The organism is Paenibacillus lautus NBRC 15380, assembly GCF_004000945.1.
Classification (GTDB): domain Bacteria; phylum Bacillota; class Bacilli; order Paenibacillales; family Paenibacillaceae; genus Paenibacillus_AQ; species Paenibacillus_AQ lautus.
Genome location: NZ_BIMF01000010.1, coordinates 144490 through 167102, shown reverse-complemented (window position 1 = coordinate 167102; position 22613 = coordinate 144490). Strand labels below are relative to the sequence as shown.

Here is a 22613-nt window from a genome sequence, read left to right as displayed (position 1 = left end):
TCACAGAATGTTAACATGTGCACCATACTGTATATATAAAGAGTAAGCTGGAAGGAGCAATAGAATGAGCAGCATACCGAAGATCGTAATCCTTGGCGCGGGTTACGGGGGCATATTGACAGCGCAGCGGCTGCAAAAAGAGCTGAATTATAATGAGGCCGATGTTACATTGGTGAATCGCCATGATTATCATTATATTACAACGCATTTGCATATGCCGGCAGCAGGAACAGACAGCATTGAGAACACCCGGGTATCCATTTCCAAGTTGATAGACGAATTCAAAATCGACCTGGTCAAATCCTCGGTTCAGGAAATCCGCCTTCATGATAAGAAGGTTATTCTTGAAGATGGAACGTTATCCTATGATTATCTTGTCATCGGACTCGGCGGAGAGCCGGAAACCTTTGGCATTCCAGGTCTCGCAGAGCATGCGATGACAATCCGAAGCATCAACTCGGTACGATTGATTCGTGAGCATATTGAGTATCAATTTGCTTTATATAAAAATGAACGCAGACCGCAAGAGCGCATTAACTTTGTGGTTGGCGGCGCCGGATTCAGCGGCATCGAGTTTGTAGCCGAGCTGGCGGACCGCATTCCGAGACTGTGCAAGGAATATGACGTCGATCCGACGCTGGTAAATATCTATAATGTCGAAGCCGCGCCTGCCGCGCTGCCGGGGTTTGCACCGGAGCTGGTGGAGTACGCCATGAACGTTCTTGAGAAGAAAGGCGTTACCTTCAAGATGGGCATTGCGATCAAGGAATGCCTGCCAGGCGGAGTCGTTCTGAACAATGGCGAAGAGATCCGGGCGGCAACGGTGGTATGGACCGGCGGCATCCGCGGGAACCGTCTGGTGGAAGCAGCCGGTTTCGAAACGATGAGAGGCCGCGTCAAGGTTGATGAATATTTGCGTGCTCCCGGATACGAGAACATTTATATTATCGGCGATAACTCCCTGATTTTTAATGAGGAAGGCAGACCTTATCCGCCGACCGCCCAAATGGCGATGCAGCAGGGCGTGTGCTGTGCCCAAAATATCGTTGCGGCGATTCGGGACAAATCGATGCGCAAATTCGAGTTCCATAATAAAGGCACGGTTGCTTCCCTCGGCCGGGGCGAAGGCATTGCGGTTGTCGGGGATAAGAAATATCAGGGATGGAAAGCGGCTCAGCTGAAAAAGTTGGTTGATCTGCGCTACCTCTTCATTATTGGAGGAATTCCGCTCGTCCTGAAAAAAGGTAGGTTTCTATAAATGAGACACTGCAGCGTTCAAGTACGGGGGCTGCTCACGAGAGATGAGTTGGATCGTTATAATGCGCTGATGGAGGTCGGCTCCTATCTGGAGTCGCAAGAGCGGTACGATCTGGCCTATACCATTCAGCAGGAAGTCGACATTCTCATTCTTCCTGCTATTGAGCGGCTCAAGGATAAAGGACGTGCCCGGGACCGGGCGACGGCTGAATATCTTGAAACCTTGCGCAAGCAAGAGCAAGATGAGGACGACAGTGAGTAATAGAAGAAGGGATGCTCTCATGATGAGAGCATCCCTTTTTGTGTACATGCTTTTTATGTGCAGAAGGAATTATACCTTCATTAAATCTGTAAATGAAGCCTGATCGAGCAGGTTGCCAACATAGAAAGGACCAAACTCGCCGAAACGCGCACTGACTTCGTCAAATCTCATTTCGTACACGAGTTTCTTGAACTGAAGCGCGTCGTCGCTGAACAGGGTTACGCCCCATTCCCAGTCGTCGAATCCAACGGAACCGGTGATGATCTGTTTGACCTTGCCGGCATAACCGCGGCCAATCATCCCATGGCTCTTCATCATCGATTTGCGTTCATCCATGCTCAGCATGTACCAGTTGTCCGACAAATCCCGCTTTTTGTTCATCGGATAGAAGCAGATATGCTTCGATTTTGGCAGAGCCGGCTTCAGACGGGCAATGACATGCGGATTCTGCATCGGATCCTCATCGGAGGAGCCGGCCAGGTAGTTGCTCAGCTCGACAATGCTTACATAAGAGTAAGCCTTGGTGGTGAACTGGGCGAATGTTGTTTTGTTAAAGGCATTCTCGATCGCGTTCAGCTCTTCCAGCGTCTCGCGCAAAAGCATGAATACGAAATCGGCTTTTTGACCGACGATGGTATATACAGCTGTGCTGCCCTGCTGGGCAGCTTCGACGGCATCCCATTCCTCGAGGAACGCATTCAGCTCGTCCAGCGCAAAAGCACGTACTTCTTCATCTGCAGCTTTCCAGGCCGGCCAATTGATGGTGCGGAAATCATGCAGCGCATACCAGCCCTCAAGCGTCATTGCAGCTTCGTTCATGTGATCACTCCTAAACGTTATGTTCGTTATAATTGAAGCGGATGACCGCTTGCATTAACTTCCTATATTGTACTGTAAGCGCAGTCGGAAGGGCAAACGCCGACACAATGTATTCACGATTGTTCGTTGATCTGTGACATGTTTTTTAGTAAACTAGCTATTAGCTAAAGCTTGGTGTGCTGTTTCTTGCTGCAATAAAGTAGAATAGCTGCTACGCGTAGGTGATAAAGAAGAGGTGAAAACAGCGATCATGCTTCAATTTATTCCTGTGCTCGTGCTGATGATTTTGTTTTTTGTCATGATGTTCGGTATCGGTTTTATCCTAAATATGTTGATGAAGACGACCTGGTTTCCTTGCTTTCTGTTCGTGATTGTCATTTTGCCGGTCGTTGTATACAGCTTGTGGGATCGGGGCCAAATGTCGTTCTGGACTCACGTTGGATCATTCCAGCTGGTGGATTACTTAACGGGAGTTGCAGGTCTGATCGGTGCCTACTTGAGCGGATGGACCATTAAGACATTGCGTATTAAAGGCTTTAGAATGTTTTAACGCGATAGGCGCAAATTGAATGTAGTGTTGATGGCGGCTCTGCAATACCTGGGGGCCGTCATTTATTATTTGTGGAAGCATGCAAATGGCGGGCGCACGAATTCCAGAATTTTTGATGCGAAAGAACCGACTTCGAAACGATGGATTTATGATAGAATAGAGGAAGTCTATTTTTGGGCGACAGGGGGAGCATAAACGATGCGCATGACTAATTTTTTACATTTTACCGAGAACCACCGTTACTGCGTATACCGTGACTTCTGCTTAAGCGGCCTGGATGACAAAATGCTTGGTTCGATTTATCAACCGATGGTTGGCGCGTTTGCTGTCAGTCTGTACCGTCTTCTCGTTTCGCATGTGCCGGTGGAGAAGGTGGGTTACTCGGCTATTGACCAGCAGCGTAGATTGTTTTTGACATTAGGGCTTGAGCCTAGTGAAAAAGGACGCCGCTTTCTTATTGAGCAAACCTCCAAGCTGGAAGCGGTAGGTTTACTGCAGACAAGCCGGATGTTTGTCCCGGAGACGGATGACCATATCTATGAATATGAGCTGCAAGCACCGCTTAGTCCAGCGGAGTTCTTTAACACCCAGCATCTGACGCTGCTGCTTCGCGACAAGGTGGGGAAATTCGCCGTTCTGTCGTTAAGAGAAGAGCTTTGGAGCAAGGAACCCCTTGAATGGTCCGGTATTTCCTTCAACAAGGAGAACATTTCGGTTCCCTTTTATGATATTTTTGAGCTGAACACGCATGTCATTGATTATGAACTGGAGCAAGCGCTGGAAGAGGTCGCGGTGTCACGGAAGTCCATGGTGCCGCCAAATCCGCAAGGTGAAGGTCTGAACTATGCGGATATTATTCTCCGTTTCCCGCGTGAATCCCGCAATCGGGTCTTTGTGGAGCGTCTTCGCTACGACCATGAGCAGATGGGCATTGTGAATTACGTGGTGCGCAAATACGATCTCAGCACGCAGGATTTGTGCCGCCTGCTGGACGAGGACGGCATCTTTACCGAGCATGGCGAGGTCGTGCTGGATGATCTTCAGCATAAGGCCAGTCTTCACTTTAGGCAGGGAATGAAGATGCAGGAGAAGCGGCAGATTACGGCGGGCAAGGTCGTTGCCTTGCATCAGGAGATGACGGCCGATCCGGAAGAGCCGGCACAGGAGCATGCGGTAGAGATGGAATATTATGTAGAGGTTCCTGCTCAGTTCCAATCGAAATGCGATATTCACCAGTATAATATGATGCTTCGCAACGAGCCTTATACCCGGCTGCTGCAGACCTTCTTCCCGGGCTCGGTTCCCGCGCAGTTTTTGGACATCTTCGAAAAGATCGACTTGAGCTACAAGCTGCCGGGTGAAGTCATCAACGTGCTCATTCATTATTTAATGTCACTCATGGCCGCAGGCGGCGAGCAGCGCATCAACCGTAATTTCGTGGAGGCCATTGCTTCCAATATGCTGCTGAAGCAGGTTAACAGCTATGAGAAAGCTGTTCAGTATATACGTGATCAAGCCAAGATGAAAGGCAAGCAGAAGGCAACCACACAACGTACGCGTACATACGCTAAAGGCGGAAAGGTGAAGCCGGAAATTCCTGTAGCTCTGGAGACCGATCAGGCGGAGGCCGTATCGGATGAGGAATTCGAGGAAATGATGCGATTTGCGGCAGAAATGCAGGCTGGCAACAAGAAGGGCGGATAAAGAAATTCTGCTGAAGAGAGGAGGGAACAAGAGATGGAGTCCCTTGGTGAACTGCTGGAAAGCATGAAAAGTCCTGCGCTCCGACGCAGAACCGAGCAGATTACGGAGGATTTGATCAGGAATCCTCTGATTCAAGCATTGCGGAGCGAATACCCGGAGATCGATGATCGGGTTATACGTTTGAATTTAAGCAAACTGTATCAATATGCTGGAGATCAGACCCACTGCAAGGCGTGTCCCGGTCTTGACCGGTGTCCCAATGATTTCCAGGGGCATTTCAGCAAGCTGGATATCCAGCGGATGAACGGAACCGTGGAGATCTATGAGCGGAAGGCGCCGTGTTCCCTGCAGATTGCGAAAACCAATGAGGATCAGATCAAAAAACGGATTCGCAGCTTTTATGTCGATGAGCATGCCTTGAACGAAGGTTATGACAATATGGAGATTATGGCGAAGGATCGCTTGCGTGCACCTGCGGTGCACCAGGTCTTTAAATACATCCGGGATACGAAGGAGAATGGCTTGTCCCCGCGCGGCTTGTATCTCACCGGTTCGTTTGGTACAGGTAAGACCTACCTGATGGGCTACCTGATGCATGAGCTCGCAAAAGCGGGTCATTCGGGCGTTATCGTGTATATGCCTGATTTTGTGGAAGATCTGAAGACCATGATGCAGGACGGCCAGAAGCTGAAGGACATGGTGGAGACGATGAAGCATTGCGATCTGCTGATCTTTGATGATATCGGAGCGGAGAATTTGAACCCGTGGGTTCGGGATCATGTCCTCGGTTCCATCCTGAATTTCCGGATGAACCGGCTGCCGACCTTCTATACATCGAACTATCCGCTGGACGGGCTTGAACAGCATCTCAGCTTCACGAGCAAGGATGGCGAGGAGCTTCACAAAGGGCAGCGGTTGATGAACAGGATTGCGCCTTTTGTGGATGTCGTTCATTTATTTGGCGAGAACCAGAGAGGGAAATTCTAGCATGGCAAGCGAAAACTTCCTATGGACAAACTCCCCTAAATTGTAAAAAGTCTGATCCCGTTAGCGTATGAAACGCGGCAGGATCAGACTTTTTATTTGTGCACAAGGAGTCATCAAGTATTAGCCGACCAAGAATTTGATAATGACGAATCCGAAAAAGATGATGGTCATGAAACCGAACATCCCCACGAAGCCCATCATCAAATCGCCAAAGTCATTGCGTGGTTCTTCATTGATGTGCTCCCGTGGATCGTTAACGCGTACGTTTACATCCATGGTGCTTGCCTCCTCAAAAGGTGAACATGCCGTGCATAACACGAAAAACTTGACAGTCACCCGACTTGTTACTAGTAGTATACCCAATGCGCAAATCATTTGTAAAGATTGCATAAAAATCCCGTGAAATCCTCTTTCTTTAGGTGAGTATATTTCACTTTTTCCGGCCGATTGTGGTATACTAAATTCGTCGACCCATTCGACAGTTATGATTCGCACTATACCTGATCTTATCCTGTGAGGAGGAGAATACAATGGCTATCGTCAATGTTACCGACCAAACCTTCGTGAATGAAGTTGAAGGTCAAGGAACGGTTGTAGTTGATTTTTGGGCGCCGTGGTGCGGCCCTTGTAAAATGCTTGCTCCGATTCTGGACGAATTGTCTTCAGAACTCGGCGATGATGTAAAAATTGCTAAGGTGAACGTGGATGAGAATCCGGAATCCGCAGCACGTTTCGGCGTGATGAGCATTCCGACCATGATTTTCTTTAAAGACGGCCAGCCTGTCGATAAAGTGGTAGGTCTGAACTCCAAAGAAGCCTTGAAGGGCATCATTGCAAAACATCAATAAGCAGGATTGTCCATAGATGCAATCTGCTTTCATACAGCGCCTTCGGTTAAACCCGGAGGCGCTTTGTGTGGTTATTCATAATGGTTTATATTTAGGGTTAATACTATATAATCTCCTTGGAGAGGAGGAACAGCATGGACGATTATGCCAAACAGCTTGAGGAGCAGGAGAAGGCGCTGGAGAATATCCGCCACAAGCTGGCATTGCTGCCGGACCAGCCCGGCTGTTACTTGATGAAGAATCATGAAGGCACGATTATTTATGTGGGCAAGGCCAAAGTGCTGAAGAACCGGGTACGCTCTTATTTTACCGGAAGCCATAACGGGAAGACCCAGATGCTGGTTTCGGAAATCCGCGATTTTGAATACATTGTGACCGGCAGCAACATGGAAGCATTGATTCTGGAATGCAACCTCATCAAAACCCATCAGCCAAGATTCAACGTGCTGCTGAAGGATGATAAAACCTATCCGTATCTTAAAATAACGAATGAAGAGCATCCCCGTCTGGAAGTGACCAGAAGGGTGCTTAAAGATAAAGCCAAATACTTTGGCCCCTACCCGAATGCTTATGCGGCACAGCAGACCAAAAAGCTGCTGGACCGGATGTATCCTTTGCGCAAATGCGGCGTCATGCCAAAAGAAGTGTGCTTGTATTATCATATGGGACAATGCTTGGCTCCATGTGTGAAGGAAATTCCGAAGTCTGCTTATGAACAGATCACCGGGGAGATTACGTCATTCCTGAGCGGCGGGCATGAAGAGATCAAGAAGGAACTGCAGCGCAAGATGCAGGAGGCCGCGGAGGACTTGTATTTCGAACGTGCCAAAGAACTGCGGGATCAGATCATCCATATCGATACGCTAATGGAGAAGCAGAAGATTACAACAACGGATACGCGGGACCGCGACGTATTCGGTTACGCTGTGGATAAAGGCTGGATGTGCGTACAGATTCTGTACATGCGCCAAGGGAAAATGGTACAGCGCAACAAGTCCGTTTTTCCGTTCTACGGCGATGCGCACAGCGACTTTATGTCTTTTATTGCCCAGTATTACAGTGATAATCCTGCATTGCCGCAGGAAATTCTGCTGCCTGAGCCTCTGTTGATAGACGAGGCTGATCCAGAGTCGGTTGCTGGAACGGCTGCGGATGAAGGTGGACGAAACGCCGAGGCAGCCGTGGATACGGCGAATCCGCTTTCGGCAGGTACATCCGATGAACAGCAGGCAGCCCTTGCCGAGGCACAGGAGAAGCAGGCGGAAGCTGCTGGCATCGTGGATGCAGCCGGAGGGGCTGCCGCCCTGCAGGAATGGCTCGGCGTGAAGGTGCATGTCCCGCAGCGCGGCTTGAAGAAACAGATGGTGGGCATGGCATTGGATAATGCGAAGGTGTCCTTAGACGAGAAATTCCGCTTGATTGAGCGCGATGAAGAACGCACCTCGGTCGCAGCGGCAAATCTGGGCGAAGTGATCGGCCTCCAGTCGCTGAACCGGATCGAGGCATTTGATAACTCCAACATTCAGGGGACCAATCCGGTATCGGCCATGGTCGTCTTTACCAATGGGAAACCGGACAAGAAGGAATACCGGAAGTACAAGATTCGCACCGTGCTGGGACCGGACGATTATGATACGATGCGTGAAGTGATCCGGCGGCGGTACGAGCGCGTCTTGAAGGAGAACTTGCCGCTTCCCGATCTGATTGTGGTCGATGGAGGGAAGGGGCAGATTTCCGCCGCCATCGATGTACTGGAGAATGAGCTGGGGTTATTTATCCCGGTCTGCGGGCTTGTGAAGGATGCCAAGCATAAAACAGCGCAGCTCATGGTCGGAGACCCGCCGGAGCCGGTTACGCTGCCCCGGGACAGCCAGGAGTTCTATTTGCTGCAGCGCATTCAGGATGAGGTTCACCGTTTTGCGATTTCCTTCCACCGCGAACAGCGCGGCAAATCGATGGTATCCTCCAAGCTGGATTCCATCCCGGGCATTGGAGAGAAGCGCCGCAAGCTCCTGTTGAAGCATTTTGGCTCGGTCAAAAAAATAAAAGAGGCTTCAGTCGAAGACTTCAAGCCCCTTTCAATCGGTGAGAAATTAGCAACGGAAATTCTTAAGGTACTTCGTGAGGAGGAGTCGTGACATACGGCTTCTCTTTTTTTGTTGGATTGAAACGGTAAATCGCATACGCGACCATCGCCGGAAGCACCATGTAGAAAGCACCGATCAGCAAGTTGCTGGTGTCCTTGAGCAGGATCAGGCTAATGCCCATCAAGATGCTGTTAAAGATGACATGGGAGAACATGGCCGCCAAATACCCGTATTTCAAAAAGATGTAGCTGAACAGCAAGCCGATGATGACCAGTTCAATGGGCCGGGAAATTACAGGGTATATCGGATAGAGCGTATGCCCGAGCGCCCAGATGAGCGAGGTAATTAAACTGGCCACAAACGTATTGCGGACGATCTTTTTCACCATTTTGATACCGAACAGTCGATAGACGGCCTCCTCGGATATGCCGGCCAGCCAAGCCATCAGTGGAAACAGCCAAGGATAGAGCATGTTATAAGGCGACTGTGTGGCATCCGTGGTGGACCATGTATTCAAGGTTAGGCCCAGAACGACAAAGATAATGGATTGGACTCCAAGCAGGATGAAAGCCCACATATACCCCAGCTTCATGCTGTCCAGTACATACTGTCCGTATCCGGGTTCTTTGGCTCGCGGCCATGGATTGAGTCCGTCTTCTTTTTGCCATAGCCCGTTGCCCCCGACAAGGGAGAAATAGAGCAGCGCGGAGAAGATAAGCGAATAGACCGCATAAAAAATCATCATTCCGATTATACCGGTTTGCGACATCCCCTCCGATTGGAAAACGGGAATCAGATTATACGTATTCAGCATCTGAATGATAAACAGCAGCGCCGATAGGAACAGGCCGCGCTTAAACGACGTATAGGCTCTGGTCTTCACGCTGTATACAATCGCAAGAATGCCAAGGATGAGGGTGAACAGGCCATACCCTGCAAGCGTCAGCAGCGTTGCATCCTGTGTCTGCTTGTTGACATAGGCGGAATGGGCGGCCGGGACTGAAAAGGATGGCTCATAGGAGCGTAATTTCCCCTGTTCGAAGGTGAAACGGTGCTCCAATCTGGAATCACCAATCTTGGATTCCGGGTCCACATACCGGAGCCGGGGTTCCCCTTCCCGCGTAACCAGCTCCAGTTGCGACGGATCATAGCCCGCTCGCTGGAGCCAAGGCTCTGCGTGAGCTTGCTTCTCGGCTAATGACATGCCGTCCTCGACGACAAGCAGCATCTGCCTTTGTACATCGCCCTTGTTCAGCTCAATCCGGTCATAGCTGGAGCGGGCGAAATCGTACGAGAATCCGACGATGCCTGAATTTTGCATGTGCACGTCCACATTGAGGGCATCGCCTCCCGGTTCGCTGAAGCGAACGCGGTATACGTCATAGGGATATTTGGCTTCATAGGTTTTGTTGTATTCCGAAAGTTTCTTTTCCTTCGCCAGATATCCGTAAAGTTCCGATTTGGATTGATATGTAACCAATGCGTCATCCGTTTCCGCAGCCGTAAACTGCAAATGCTCCTGAGCAAAGCTTGAAGCCGCTTGCCGAGCCTGCTCCTTGGATATGATATTCGGAGTTGCCATCTCGGTCGAATCCGGATTCGTCGACGGAAACACCTGAAATAATAGGAACAGAATCAGGCCGACTGCGGCAGGCGCGATGAGCTGTTTCAGATTGGGCTTCAGCTTCAAGGCCTCTCTTGCACGATTCATGAAATTCCTCCTCTAAGAAAGTTGATACTCCCACTGGTATTCGATATGCCTGATTAAGAACACATAGAGTCAATATAACATAGTTATGAAAGTCATTAGCAGCTTATCCCAATATCCGGAATAATGAAATAAATCGATGAAAATGAATGAAAGGTTTCGAAAACGTTAGAGAACCCTATGCTTGTATTCTTGAATATGCCCAATTCGCGTTCTTTTAAAGATTTTTTGGGTGAAAAACGGCATTGGGTTACGTACCGGATTGCGTTATAATCACATCATGCTTCAAGGAACCGAATATTCCAGCCGAATTTCGTACTGAAAATGGGGGAACCATGTAATTGGGGTGAATTTCATTATTCCTAGAATAATGAATAGGGCGACCTGTGGAAATGCCCGAATCCGTCAGCTAACCTCGTAGGCTGCAGCACAGGAACCAGACCGTAAGGGCACTGCGTTTTCCAGTGTCTTTTTTTCTTGATTTTTTTTAAGAAGGTGACCGATTGAACTCTAAATTTAACTGGCTCAGGTTGTCTCCGCCGCAGATTCTCGTGCTTGGGTTTGCGGCTATTATCTTCATCGGGACCGCGCTGCTAATGCTGCCAATTTCCACAAGTACGGGTGAACCGCTTGAATTTATCGATGCATTGTTCACTTCGACATCGGCAACTTGCGTAACGGGTCTGGTTGTGGTGGATACAGGAACGACATTCAGTTCCTTCGGAGAAGTCGTGATCATGCTGCTGATCCAGATCGGCGGGCTCGGATTCATGACGATGGCGACTTTATTTGCTTTGGCTCTCAAAAGGCGCATATCGCTCAAGGATCGTCTCATTCTGCAGGAAGCGATGAATCAGTCCTCGATGGAAGGAATCGTAAGGCTGATTCGCAGAGTGCTGCTGTACTCCCTCATCATCGAGGCCTGCGGCGCTGTCATTCTATCGATTCGTTGGGCGTTCGATATGCCGCTTGGCCAGGCGATTTATTACGGTGTTTTTCATGCGGTCACGATGTTTAACAACGCCGGTTTCGATTTGTTTGGTGATTTTCGGAGTTTGACCGGGTATGTCTACGATCCTGTAGTCAACGTTGTCGTGATGTTTTTGATTGTCTCAGGCGGCATTGGATTTATCGTCCTATCCGATCTGATTGATTTCCGGAAACAGCGGAGACTTTCCTTGCACTCCAAAGTGGTGCTCACCATGACGGGTACCTTGCTGCTGGTTGGATTTATCGTCATTCTTATATTCGAATTCACCAATCCGAGGACGCTCGGCTCCCTGAATTGGGGCGGAAAATTCTTCGGCGCGTTATTCCAATCCGTAACGCCGCGAACAGCCGGCGCGAATACTATAGATATTACGGGGCTTAGACAGGCCACGCAATTTTTTATCGTTATTCTGATGTTTATCGGAGCATCCCCAGGGTCAACCGGGGGCGGTATCAAAACCACAACCTTCACCATTATGGTGGGGGCGGTCATCGCCATGATGCGTGGACGTGAAGACATCGTCATGTTCCGGTATCGCCTGGCCCAGGAGCGGGTGCTGAAGGCACTGACCATTGCATTACTGGCACTGCTGCTCGTTCTAACCGTATCGATGATTCTGTCAACGACAGAGGAAGGGGACTTCCTGGAGATCCTCTTCGAAACGACATCCGCCTTCGGTACGGTGGGTCTCTCCATGGGCTTAACGCCTGATCTGACGGTGTTTGGGAAGGTTTTGATCAGCATTACGATGTTTGCAGGGCGATTGGGGCCTTTGACACTTGCTTATGCACTGGGGCCGAAAAAGGGTAAAGAATTATATCGTCATCCGGAAGGCAAAATGATTATTGGATAAGGAGTACAGGAGAGACATGAAACCAAAGCAATTTGCAATCATCGGTTTGGGACGATTTGGCGCCAGCCTGGCGCTTGAGCTGATGGAACAGGGATATGAGGTGCTCGGCATCGACCGCAATGAAGAGGTCGTCGAGGATATGAGCGAGCTGCTGACGCACACGGTGGTGGCGGATGCTACGGATGAAGAGGTGCTTAAATCGCTCGGTATCCGTAACTTCGACTGCGGGATTGTTGCGATCGGAAACGATATTCAGATGAGTATCTTATCTGCCATCTTGTTGAAAGAGCTTGGTGTTGCCATGGTCGTTGCCAAGGCAATTTCGGTGCTGCACGGCCGGGCGCTGGAGAAGCTGGGCGTGGACCGGGTGATCTTTCCGGAACGGGATATGGGGATTCGGGTAGCCCATCAGCTTGTTACGCCCAACCTGCTCGACTATATCGAATTATCCAAGGACTATCTGATTGTGGAGATGACGGTCACCGACTGCATGGACGGAAAAACGCTTAGCGAGCTCAATACGAGGGTTCGCTACGGTGTCAGCGTGGTGGCCCTGAATAAACAATCCGGCATTATCGTAGCCCCGACAGCCATGGATGTGGTGAACTCCGGCGACATTATGGTCGTTATCGGCTCCAATGATAATGTGGATCGCTTTGAGTCTGAGGTCGTGAATATGCTGGAAAAATAAATATAGAAGAAAAACCTGACGAACTTATATCCGTCAGGTTTTCTTCATTTTATCCTCTTCGAGCTTACGAAACAGGATTTCCGTTTCGTCAATCCAGCGGCTGGCCGCCTTGCTCAGCTCCGAGGCTTGGCCGTAGATCAGCGAAGTCGTGCGCCGGGTTTCAATGAGTGCCGGAATATGAATGTCAACAAGCCCGTTATCGGACAACAGCTGCGGCCTCAGATAGGATTTGGGCAGCAGTGCCGCCGCCTTGCAGGTCGGGATGAGCCTGACGATCGCTTCGAAGGAGTCGATCTCCATCCGGATATCGGGCATGATGCCCCAGCGGTGGAACAGGTCATCCGTCAGCTTGCGGTACCAGGTTCCGGTCGAGAAAATGATCATCGGCAAGCCTTGAAGCTGCTCGATGCCAACATCCTCGAGCTCCGCCAGCGGGTGTGAAGACGGGATGACAAGCTCCAGGTGGTCATCAAACAACGGGATGCAGTTTAATCCGGGCTGGTTGATGGAGGAGGCTACAATGCCGACATCAACGCGCTTATCTCTTACATAAGAAACGATCTCATGGGTCTTGCCGGTAATCAGTTTGATTTCGGCCGCGGGATGACGCTCCATGAATGCGTTAACGAGCGGGGGCAAGGTGGTCTGAAGGGTGGTCAGACTGGCGCCCAGGTTGATCGAGATCTGATCTCCCTCCCGGTAATGGGCCAGAGTCTGCATGAATTTGATCTGCTGCTGTCTCTGCTCCAAGGCAAAAGTGTACACAATCTGTCCGATGGAGGTAAGCTCCAGTCGTTTGCCCCGGCGGTTGAACAGCTGCAGCCCGAGCTGATCCTCCAGCTTGGCTATTTTTCGGGACAGGGCTGGCTGTGACAAGTTAAGCAGCTTGGAGGCTTGGTTTATGCTGGATTGCTCTACAACGACGGCGAACATGTCCAGTTCTTCGAACATGGAATTCCTCCTATATAAAATAGACATGCGTGCAAAACATTGCTTATGCGTATAGATTATAACGATTAATAATTATATTGCAATTCCATTATAAGAAAAAAAGGAGTAACATGAAACATGACACAAGTTGTTCACACGAATGCCGAAATAGGCAGCTTTTTGTCGTTGCAACGGTTAATGCGTGTTCATAAAGGTCGGTTTAGATGCCGAGTGGCTTCCTGATTCACTTCGTGATCAAAAGCGGGCTTTTTGAACAACCTTCTTTAGGACAGGGCAAGTGTAATTGTTCTGAAAATAGGAAAGATTGAAAATGAAAACGCTGCACATTGGAAAGGGGAACGTCAACTGATGAAAGGGTATTATTCCAGAAAGCTGCATTCTTTACTCGGTGTCATACCGCTTGGGGCATTTTTGCTCAGCCATATGATTTCCAACTTTAAGGCTTTCGAGGGTGGAAAGGAAGGCTTCGCGAGCGCGGTACATTTTTTGAACAGCATGCCGTTGGTATTTTTCCTCGAGCTGTTCCTGATCTGGCTGCCACTGCTATATCACGGTGTCTACGGGTTATACATCGCTTACCAGGCGAATAACAACGTGGGCAATTACAACTATGAACGGAACATCCGCTTCACCATTCAACGGATCACCGGTGTTATTACGTTCGTTTTTGTTATCTGGCATATGTACGATACGCGTTTCCAAATCATGATCGGCAAAATCACGCATGACGATTTGGGCGCCACGATGCACGGCATCATGAACAATCCGATTCTGTTTACTCTGTACGTCATCGGCGTTGTTTCGGCAGCCTTCCACTTTACAAACGGCCTGTGGGCGTTCCTCGTTAGCTGGGGCATCACCGTCGGTCCACGCGCGCAGAAGGTATCCACTTACATCTGCATGGGCTTGTTCGTATTGATGAGCTTGCTGTTCGTTCTGGCTATGACAGCATTCCGCAGTTCCGAATTCCAGGCGGCGACAGCAGCGATCGATGTAGTTAAGACAGTCTTAAGTTAAGGGGAGTGAACGAAAAATGGCATCTAATATTATTGTAGTGGGCGGTGGCCTCGCCGGGCTGATGGCAACCATCAAAGCGGCAGAAGCAGGAGCTCACGTTCATCTATTCTCGCTTGTACCTGTTAAACGCTCTCACTCCGTGTGTGCGCAAGGCGGCATCAATGGAGCCGTGAATACGAAAGGTGAGGGTGACTCTCCTTGGGAGCACTTTGACGATACGGTGTACGGCGGCGACTTCCTTGCGAATCAGCCTCCGGTCAAAGCGATGTGTGAAGCGGCTCCGGGCATTATCCACTTGATGGACCGCATGGGCGTTATGTTTAACCGTACGCCGGAAGGCCTGCTTGATTTCCGCCGTTTCGGCGGAACAAAGCGTCACCGGACCGCATTCGCCGGCGCAACGACCGGACAACAGCTGCTGTATGCGCTTGACGAGCAGGTTCGCCGCTGGGAAACCGCGGGTCTTGTGACCAAGTACGAGAACTGGGAGTTCCTGAATGCGATCATCGACGACGAAGGCGTGTGCCGCGGTATCGCTGCCCAGGATCTGCGCTCGATGGAGATCAAGGCGTTCAAAGCTGAAGCCGTCATTCTCGCAAGCGGTGGTCCTGGTATTATTTTCGGAAAAACGACCAACTCGGTGATCAACACGGGAACAGCGGCCAGTGCCGTTTATCAGCAAGGCGTTCATTATGCCAATGGCGAGTTCATCCAGATTCACCCGACAGCCATTCCAGGCGATGACAAGCTCCGCTTGATGTCGGAATCGGCACGCGGTGAAGGCGGACGGATCTGGACCTATAAAGACGGCAAGCCATGGTATTTCCTCGAAGAGAAATACCCTGCTTACGGAAACCTGGTGCCGCGTGACATCGCTACGCGTGAAATCTTCTCCGTCTGCGTTGATATGGGACTTGGCATCAATGGCGAGAACATGGTCTACCTGGATCTCTCCCATAAAGATCCGAAAGAGCTGGACGTGAAGCTTGGCGGCATCATCGAGATCTATGAGAAATTCATGGGCGACGATCCGCGTAAAATCCCGATGAAGATCTTCCCGGCAGTCCATTATTCCATGGGCGGCATGTGGGTCGATTACAACCAAATGACGAACATTCCAGGGCTGTTCGCAGCCGGAGAATGCGAGTATCAATATCACGGTGCGAACCGTCTGGGAGCGAACTCTCTGGTCTCAGCCATTTACGGTGGTATGGTGGCCGGACCGAAGGCGATTGAATATGTCAAAGGTCTGAAGAAGTCCGCTGAGGATGTTTCCTCCACGGTATTTGATCGCGTAGCGAAAGAGCAAACGACCAAATACGAAGGCCTGCTCAAGATGGAAGGAACCGAGAATGCTTATGTGATCCATAAAGAGCTCGGCGAATGGATGACCAACAACATGACGGTGGTTCGCTACAATGACAAGCTTGAAGCTACCATCGGCAAAATCAAGGAATTGAAGCAGCGCTACCGCAATATCAATATGACGGATACCTCCCGCTGGAACAACCAGGGCGTGGCGTTCACGCGCCAGCTGTGGAACATGCTGGAGCTGTCCGAGGCCATGACGCTGGGTGCGCTTCTCCGGAACGAAAGCCGTGGCGCTCACTACAAGCCGGATTTCCCTGATCGTAACGATGAAGAGTTCCTCAAGACAACCAAAGCAACCTGGACGCCTGATGGACCGCAGATTTCATATGAAGAAGTGGATGTTTCCTTAATCCCGCCGCGTATTCGCGATTATTCGAAAGACAAGTAAGAAGGAAGGGGGATTTACGATGTCTCAAACGGCAACCGCCTCAAAGAGCGTTAAGTTTATCATTACACGTCAGGACAATCCGGAGACGAAATCCTATACTGAGGAATTCGAAATTCCGTACCGTCCCGGCATGAACGTCATTAGTGCGCTGATGGAAATTCAGCGCAATCCCAAAAATGCACAGGGCCAAACGACCGCACCTGTATGCTGGGACTCCAACTGCCTGGAAGAAGTGTGCGGAGCTTGCTCCATGGTCATTAACGGCAAACCGCGCCAAGCGTGTGCGGCACTGATTGATAAGCTGGAACAGCCGATCCGGATTCAGCCGATGAAGACGTTCCCTGTTGTAAGAGACTTGGTTATCGACCGCAGCCGCATGTTCACGGCGCTCAAGCGCGTCAAGGCGTGGATTCCGATCGATGGCACCTACGACCTTGGCCCCGGACCTAAAATGGCTGAGAAGAAGCGTCAGTGGGCTTACGAGCTGTCCAAATGTATGACATGCGGCGTATGTCTTGAGGCTTGCCCGAACGTTAACGAAAAAACGGACTTTATCGGACCAGCCGCCATTTCCCAAGTTCGCTTGTTCAATGCTCACCCGACAGGTGAGATGAACAAGGAAGAGCGTCTGGAAGCGCTGATGCAGGACGGAGGCATTGAGGGCTGCGGCAACTCGCAGAACTGCGTGCGTTCTTGTCCGAAGGGCATTCCGCTGACGACATCCATTGCGGAAATGAACAAGGATACAACCAAACACTTGTTTAAGCGCTGGCTTGGCGTTTAATCGGTTTAGCTTCAACACCAAGGCGTCTGACCGGGGCATGACTTCGGTACAGGCGCTTTTTGTTATATGATATGAATGATGTGTTTTTAGATTTTGAATTTGAGGTGAGTCACTTGATCAGCGAAAGACCGATTACGATAAGGGATATAAGCGATGACCTGGTCGCTCTGGGCGTACAGAAGGGAATGACTCTGCTGGTCCATTCCTCGCTTAAGAGCTTGGGCGGATGGATTGTTGGCGGTCCGGAAGCGGTTATACTGGCCCTGGAAGACATACTGGGCGATGAAGGGACACTGGTGATGCCGACCCAGTCTGCGAACTTAACCGACCCGAAGACATGGGGAAATCCTCCGGCTGACCCGAAATGGTGGGATTTGATCCGTGAGGACATGCCTCCCTATGATCCGGATCTGACCGTCACAACAGGGATGGGGATCATACCGGAAGTGTTCCGTAAGCAAGAAGGGGTCATCCGAAGCCTTCATCCGCATGTTTCGTTTGCAGCACGAGGCAGGGACGCAAAGGCACTTATGCACTCCCATCTGCTAGATTACGGCTTGGGAGAAGCCTCGCCCCTGGCGCGTTTATATGAAGCTGGGGCCTACGTGCTTATGCTGGGCAGCGGCTATGGCAATAATACTTCTTTCCACTTAAGCGAATATCGTGCGAATTGGGCAGGCAAGAAGGCGGTCACCGCCCACGCGCCAGTACGCAGGGTACAGGGAATAACAGAGTGGGAGGCATTCCAGGATATCAACTATCACTCCGACGATTTTGAAGCGATTGGAGCCTCGTTTGAAGCGCAATGCCCCGGTGCATATAAGCATGGTCGTGTAGGAAAGGCAGACTGCGTATTGGCTGAACAACGGGCAATGGTGGATCATGCCGCGCAGTGGTTGGAGAAGAACCGTTAGATGCTAAAGCAAGCAGTTGGACGGCTTTCTTTCGACTCGCTATATACGTGTTTGGCGCTATTTTTAACACGAGCTCGGCTGGTCATAAACGTTGTCTAAAGTGAGCTGAGGCTCGACTACCAGCGACCTCCAGGTGCATAAATACCGTTACAAGGGTAATAAAGATGTAATGGTACGGTCTGTAGTTTCAGACCTCAAGCCAAAGGAGGGGCTTAAAATGTCATGGTGGATGTGGCTGCTCAATTTGACGGGCTTCCTGCTGTTGATTTATTTGTTCTACAGTATGGACAAGAAGTGGTCCAGCAGGCCTTTGCTGCTTGCTCCACTGCTCATTTATGTCCTGGTATCAGTTGAAGATTTGCTGGGGTGGATCGATCTGATGAACGTGGTGCCCGGAGAAGGCGGCATGCGTGCTCTGATCCTGTTGTTTGCATTATGCTCCGTTATTTTCTATGTGCTTTATATATTCGACAAGATTGCAGACTCCGTTCATCAGCATGTTGACATGAAAACAACCCTGGTTCGGATCAGCATGGCCGCGGGGATGTGCATTTTGTTTTTCACGATGGTGTATATGTCGATCTATAAGCTGTTCGGAGGCACTTCCTTCGAAGGCGAGAATATCGGCCAGGATTTCCTGAGCCAGTTCATTACCTTCCTGTATTTCAGCATGGCGACGTTTGTCACGGTCGGGTATGGTGATGTAGCCCCAGTCGATAATACGTCCCGGCTTGTCGTGGTGTTGGAGATTGCCTTCAGTTTCATTACCGTTGCGTATGCGCTGTCCATGCTGGGAACGCTGCGCCGGATTTTCACACCCGGCGATGACGGCTTGGATGTGGCTGGCAGTGAAGAGAAGTCGAAGGCGAATAAGCCGCATCGAAGAAAGCATTCATCCATGTAAAAAAGGCGCATCTCGATGCGCCTTTTTTTATTTGTGCATATGGTCAAGTAAGCAAAGTCTTAGTTAAAGCTACGGCTTCATCAGCTTTTTCAGAATGCCGAGCCCGTTCTTGGAAGGGTAGCGGAATTTAAAATCGAACCGGTTGGTTTGCTTGAGCACGCTTTTCTTATGGGAGAAGGTATGGAAGCTGTGTTCCCCGTGGTAGGCGCCCATCCCGCTCTCGCCGACACCCCCGAATGGAAGGAAGGGAGTGGCCAGATGCATCAGCGTATCGTTGACACATCCCCCGCCAAAAGAAACCGAGGAGAGTACGTAATCCTGAACGTCTTCATTCTCCGTGAACAAGTAAAGGGCGAGCGGCTTGGGACGGTGATGAATCGCCTGGACAGCTTCGTGTACATCCTCATATGTCAGGATCGGACACAGGGGGCCGAAAATCTCTTCTTCCATAACCGGCATATCCCAAGTGATATCGTCCAGCACGGTGGGCTCGATGAGCAAGTTTTCCTTAGAACGGTTCCCGCCATGGCGAAGGGTTCCATTGTTCAGAAAGCCGGACAGCCGGTCAAAATGCTTCTCCGAAACAATGCGCCCATAGTCGGGATTGGTCAGGGGGTTCTCGCCGTAGAACGAAGTGATGGCGTCTTTCAGGTGCGCGATGAACTTCTCCTTCACCTTGCTGTGTACAAGAATATAATCCGGCGCAACGCAGGTTTGGCCGGCATTTGTATATTTGCCGAATGCGATACGTGAAGCCGCCAGGGCCAGGGGTGCATCCTCGTGGACGATACAGGGGCTTTTGCCTCCAAGCTCTAGCGTCACCGGGATCAACTGCTTGGCGGCGGCTTCCATGACGATTTTGCCGACATGGGTACTGCCGGTAAAGAATATATAATCCATCGGCTGCTCCAGCAGGCTCGTGCTTACCTCAGGTCCTCCCTCCACCGAAGCCACGTATTGCGGCTCAAACGTCTCCGTGATGATGGACGTAATGAGTCCGGATACGTTAGGTGTCAGCTCGGAGGGCTTTACAATCGCGGTGTTCCCGGCGGCCAAAGCCCCGATCAGCGGAGAGATGGCCAATTGCCAAGGATAATTCCAGGGAGCAATAATCAGTACCGTACCGTAAGGCTCAGGGTAGACCATTCCCTTGCTGCCTACATGCGTCAGTGCGGTTTTGACTCGCTGCGGCTTGGCCCAGCGCTTCAGATTCTTTATGATAAAGGAAAGCTCCTTATAGACAATGCCGATCTCCGTCGTGAAGGCCTCCTGTTCACTTTTGTTCAAGTCTTTGCGAAGGGCCTCGATGATATCGTTTTCCCTGGCAATCAGAACTTGGCGCAGCTTGGTCAGCTGCTGCAGACGGAAATCCACTTCCTTGGTGATGTCTTTATGAAAAAAATGCCGCTGAGCTGAAACTAATGCAGCGATCGAATCGTTATCAGTCATACATAAACCCCTTTCCCTTGCTATTCCATATATATGAATAACCGTAAGGCCGTTAAAACTTATACTCTTTTATTATTATATAGGAGGATGTCCACCTATGAGAAATCCATCCTCGGCAACCCCCCATGACAAAGCCCATGACGGGGCAAAGCGAGAAGTCATGCAGACGAAGATGTCGCGCCGCCAATTTCTGAAGATCGGTGTTTCCGCCGTGGTTGGCGTTGGCGTTGCAGGCGGGGCTTACGCATCTTTATGGGAGCCTCATCAATTGGACATTAAAAGACTGACTTTGGCGTTTCCTTCACTGCCTAAGGCTTTTGATGGGATGAAGATCGTTCAGTTTAGCGATATGCATCTGGGCTTTCACACCGGGGTAAAAGACGTGGCCCGTGTGGTACAGGCCATTCAACATGAGCAACCGGACATGATCTGTTTCACAGGGGATATGGTGGACGGCAATACAGAGGATATGAGGGCTGCCATTCAACCGTTCACCGAGCTGAAAGCCCCTCTCGGCTTATTTTCCATATTGGGTAACCATGATTACGGGGACGTGGAGACACTGATCTCACTGGAGGAAGAGGCGGGATTTCAGGTGCTGCGAAACACCGCCGTGAAGCTGAGGCGGGATGGTGCCGTCATCGCCGTGGCAGGTTTGGACGATGTTTTCTGGGGCCAGCCGGATCCGAAAACAGCCATTCAGGATTTACCCGACGGGATGTTCAAGCTGCTGCTGATGCACGAGCCGGATTATGCAGACACAACGGCAGCCTATTCATTCCATCTCCAGCTGTCGGGACACAGTCATGGGGGCCAGATCCGTTTGCCCTGGGTGGGCGAGGTGATCACGCCGCCCGGTGCAAAGCGTTATGTGCAAGGTCTATATACCATCGGTTCGCAAGGCATGCTGCTTTATGTAAACAGGGGAATCGGTACGACGCAGCTGCCTTTTCGTTTCTTATGCAAACCGGAGCTTACCGTGCTCACCTTGCGCTCTATGGCATGAGGGGAACGAAGTATGTGATCTGAACATTTCAAGATGATAGGATCACTTGGAATTTGTTACACAAATGAAATATACCTGTTATCAAACTCTAACAGCCGCGGGTTAAACTTATCACATGACCCCCTTTTGAGAATATATATTATGTTTTGGACCCGGTAACGGGTCCACTTTTTTTTGCCTATTTTGCTGTGCTTCCTATGTAAATACAAAAAAACAGAAGGAGGTGTACCCCCCATTAAAGAGGTACGGTCACCTTCTGTTTTTGTTCAAAGTATACCCATTCCGTGTATCCGATTTCTTTGAGCACTTTGGCCACTTCGTCAAATTCATCTCCGACCCGTGACGGTTTGTGGGCGTCGGAGCCGAAGGTGACGTCAACGCCGTGATGATGCGCGACCTCCAAGATGGCGCCCGATGGATACCAGCCGCCGCACAGCTTGGTTTTTCCGGAAGTGTTGATCTCAATTGCCAGGCCCGATTCCGCGATGACTTTCAAGGTTTCCTCGATCGCCTCGTCGGCCTTGATTTCGGAGAAGAGCGGATAATTACCCTTCATGGCATCCATATGGGCGATAATCTGGAACATTCCGCTTCGTGCGGATTGGCGGATCAGATTGAAGTATTCCTCTTTATCGGCAACCTGCTGCTGCTGGGTCAGTTTCTTCCAGCGGTTTTTATTGAAGATGCTGACATCCCTGACGTGATGGATGGAGCCGATGATGTAGTCAAAAGGGTAGGCCGTTAACGCCTGCTGATAAACCTGGGCATGATTCGGAAAATAATCGGATTCAATGCCCAGCAGGACTTTGATTTTACCTTCATATTCCCGCTTTAAGTCCAGAACTTCTTGTACGTACCCCGCAAAATCCGCTTTTGCCATGGAGATGGCCGGAAAGGGCTGCTCTTCCGGGCTCCCGAAGTATGGAGTGTGGTCCGAGATTCCAATCACCTGTAAATCTGCCGCAATCGCAGCCTCGATATAATCTCGAATGTTGCCGTCTGCGTGGCCGCAGCGGAAATGATGGGTGTGCAGATCAAATTTCATGTTGACCTCCTTCATATCGCTTGATTG

Annotated in this window: 21 protein-coding genes and 1 riboswitch; of the genes, 15 read left to right on the top strand and 6 right to left on the bottom strand. The window is 50.3% G+C overall.

The window, feature by feature from the left end; genetic code table 11:
• Window positions 1-64 precede the first annotated feature (64 nt).
• Together PLA01S_RS18545 and PLA01S_RS18540 are read left to right on the top strand one after the other, a co-directional pair.
• On the top strand, window positions 65-1258 hold the full coding sequence (locus PLA01S_RS18545) for an NAD(P)/FAD-dependent oxidoreductase (RefSeq protein WP_076324836.1): 1194 nt from the start codon (window positions 65-67) through the stop codon (window positions 1256-1258).
• Window positions 1259-1519 (top strand): hypothetical protein, encoded by a 261-nt coding sequence (locus tag PLA01S_RS18540; RefSeq protein ID WP_076324835.1) that lies wholly within the window; start codon window positions 1259-1261, stop codon window positions 1517-1519.
• 69 nt (window positions 1520-1588) lie between these two features.
• Here the strand turns inward: PLA01S_RS18540 and hemQ are convergent, their stop codons facing one another.
• Entirely contained in the window at window positions 1589-2338 is a 750-nt protein-coding gene (gene hemQ / locus PLA01S_RS18535; RefSeq protein WP_100539224.1) for a hydrogen peroxide-dependent heme synthase, read from the bottom strand.
• Window positions 2339-2588: 250 nt separating this feature from the next.
• Between hemQ and PLA01S_RS18530 the strand changes: the two genes are divergently transcribed.
• From PLA01S_RS18530 to dnaI, 3 genes are all read left to right on the top strand, one after another.
• Window positions 2589-2888, top strand: coding sequence for a YuiB family protein (locus PLA01S_RS18530; protein ID WP_036644784.1), 300 nt, complete (start codon window positions 2589-2591; stop codon window positions 2886-2888).
• Window positions 2889-3086: 198 nt separating this feature from the next.
• Entirely contained in the window at window positions 3087-4592 is a 1506-nt protein-coding gene (locus PLA01S_RS18525) for a replication initiation and membrane attachment family protein (protein ID WP_127593486.1), read from the top strand.
• 33 nt (window positions 4593-4625) lie between these two features.
• A complete protein-coding gene (dnaI, locus tag PLA01S_RS18520) occupies window positions 4626-5579 on the top strand; it encodes a primosomal protein DnaI (protein ID WP_127593485.1) in 954 nt (317 codons plus the stop codon).
• A 120-nt stretch (window positions 5580-5699) separates the two neighbouring features.
• On the opposite strand, the gene PLA01S_RS18515 is transcribed toward dnaI, so the two are convergent.
• Window positions 5700-5855: a hypothetical protein gene (locus PLA01S_RS18515; RefSeq protein WP_006212594.1), complete on the bottom strand. Its 156-nt coding sequence runs from the start codon at window positions 5853-5855 to the stop codon at window positions 5700-5702.
• Window positions 5856-6109: 254 nt separating this feature from the next.
• On the opposite strand from PLA01S_RS18515, the gene trxA reads away from it, so the two are divergent.
• Window positions 6110-6427 (top strand): thioredoxin, encoded by a 318-nt coding sequence (gene trxA, locus PLA01S_RS18510; RefSeq protein ID WP_009592891.1) that lies wholly within the window; start codon window positions 6110-6112, stop codon window positions 6425-6427.
• A gap of 134 nt (window positions 6428-6561) precedes the next feature.
• Window positions 6562-8565 (top strand): excinuclease ABC subunit UvrC, encoded by a 2004-nt coding sequence (uvrC, locus tag PLA01S_RS18505; protein ID WP_127593484.1) that lies wholly within the window; start codon window positions 6562-6564, stop codon window positions 8563-8565.
• On the opposite strand, the gene PLA01S_RS18500 is transcribed toward uvrC, so the two are convergent.
• Window positions 8537-10225 carry a CPBP family intramembrane glutamic endopeptidase gene (locus PLA01S_RS18500; RefSeq protein ID WP_127593483.1) on the bottom strand — a complete coding sequence of 563 codons (1689 nt, stop codon included), beginning with the start codon at window positions 10223-10225 and terminating at the stop codon, window positions 8537-8539. The two genes, uvrC and PLA01S_RS18500, sit on opposite strands and share 29 nt — an antisense overlap.
• 291 nt (window positions 10226-10516) lie before the next feature.
• Window positions 10517-10661, top strand: a riboswitch (cyclic di-AMP (ydaO/yuaA leader).
• Between the two features lie 64 nt (window positions 10662-10725).
• Here PLA01S_RS18500 and PLA01S_RS18495 point away from each other — a divergent pair.
• The gene (locus PLA01S_RS18495; protein WP_127593482.1) at window positions 10726-12066 is read left to right on the top strand and encodes a TrkH family potassium uptake protein; all 1341 of its coding nucleotides are present in this window, start codon (window positions 10726-10728) and stop codon (window positions 12064-12066) included.
• A 16-nt stretch (window positions 12067-12082) separates the two neighbouring features.
• The gene (locus PLA01S_RS18490) at window positions 12083-12757 is read left to right on the top strand and encodes a potassium channel family protein (protein WP_009592874.1); all 675 of its coding nucleotides are present in this window, start codon (window positions 12083-12085) and stop codon (window positions 12755-12757) included.
• A gap of 33 nt (window positions 12758-12790) precedes the next feature.
• Here the strand turns inward: PLA01S_RS18490 and PLA01S_RS18485 are convergent, their stop codons facing one another.
• Window positions 12791-13708, bottom strand: a complete 918-nt coding sequence (locus tag PLA01S_RS18485; protein WP_127593481.1) for a LysR family transcriptional regulator — start codon at window positions 13706-13708, stop codon at window positions 12791-12793.
• A gap of 348 nt (window positions 13709-14056) precedes the next feature.
• On the opposite strand from PLA01S_RS18485, the gene PLA01S_RS18480 reads away from it, so the two are divergent.
• The 5 genes from PLA01S_RS18480 to PLA01S_RS18460 all read left to right on the top strand — a co-directional run bounded on the left by PLA01S_RS18480 (window position 14057) and on the right by PLA01S_RS18460 (window position 19086).
• On the top strand, window positions 14057-14725 hold the full coding sequence (locus PLA01S_RS18480) for a succinate dehydrogenase cytochrome b558 subunit (RefSeq protein ID WP_127593480.1): 669 nt from the start codon (window positions 14057-14059) through the stop codon (window positions 14723-14725).
• Window positions 14726-14741: 16 nt separating this feature from the next.
• Complete coding sequence (gene sdhA / locus PLA01S_RS18475) at window positions 14742-16484, top strand: succinate dehydrogenase flavoprotein subunit (protein WP_076324824.1); 1743 nt, start codon at window positions 14742-14744, stop codon at window positions 16482-16484.
• A 19-nt stretch (window positions 16485-16503) separates the two neighbouring features.
• A complete protein-coding gene (gene sdhB, locus PLA01S_RS18470) occupies window positions 16504-17268 on the top strand; it encodes a succinate dehydrogenase iron-sulfur subunit (protein WP_127593479.1) in 765 nt (254 codons plus the stop codon).
• Window positions 17269-17381: 113 nt separating this feature from the next.
• Window positions 17382-18182: an AAC(3) family N-acetyltransferase gene (locus PLA01S_RS18465; RefSeq protein WP_127593478.1), complete on the top strand. Its 801-nt coding sequence runs from the start codon at window positions 17382-17384 to the stop codon at window positions 18180-18182.
• Between the two features lie 217 nt (window positions 18183-18399).
• On the top strand, window positions 18400-19086 hold the full coding sequence (locus tag PLA01S_RS18460) for a potassium channel family protein (protein WP_127593477.1): 687 nt from the start codon (window positions 18400-18402) through the stop codon (window positions 19084-19086).
• A gap of 69 nt (window positions 19087-19155) precedes the next feature.
• Here the strand turns inward: PLA01S_RS18460 and PLA01S_RS18455 are convergent, their stop codons facing one another.
• Window positions 19156-20535 carry an aldehyde dehydrogenase gene (locus PLA01S_RS18455; RefSeq protein ID WP_127593476.1) on the bottom strand — a complete coding sequence of 460 codons (1380 nt, stop codon included), beginning with the start codon at window positions 20533-20535 and terminating at the stop codon, window positions 19156-19158.
• Between the two features lie 97 nt (window positions 20536-20632).
• Between PLA01S_RS18455 and PLA01S_RS18450 the strand changes: the two genes are divergently transcribed.
• On the top strand, window positions 20633-21541 hold the full coding sequence (locus tag PLA01S_RS18450; protein ID WP_127593475.1) for a metallophosphoesterase: 909 nt from the start codon (window positions 20633-20635) through the stop codon (window positions 21539-21541).
• Between the two features lie 235 nt (window positions 21542-21776).
• Here PLA01S_RS18450 and PLA01S_RS18445 read toward each other — a convergent pair whose 3' ends face one another.
• Entirely contained in the window at window positions 21777-22586 is an 810-nt protein-coding gene (locus PLA01S_RS18445) for a histidinol-phosphatase (RefSeq protein WP_100539213.1), read from the bottom strand.
• Window positions 22587-22613: the final 27 nt, after the last annotated feature.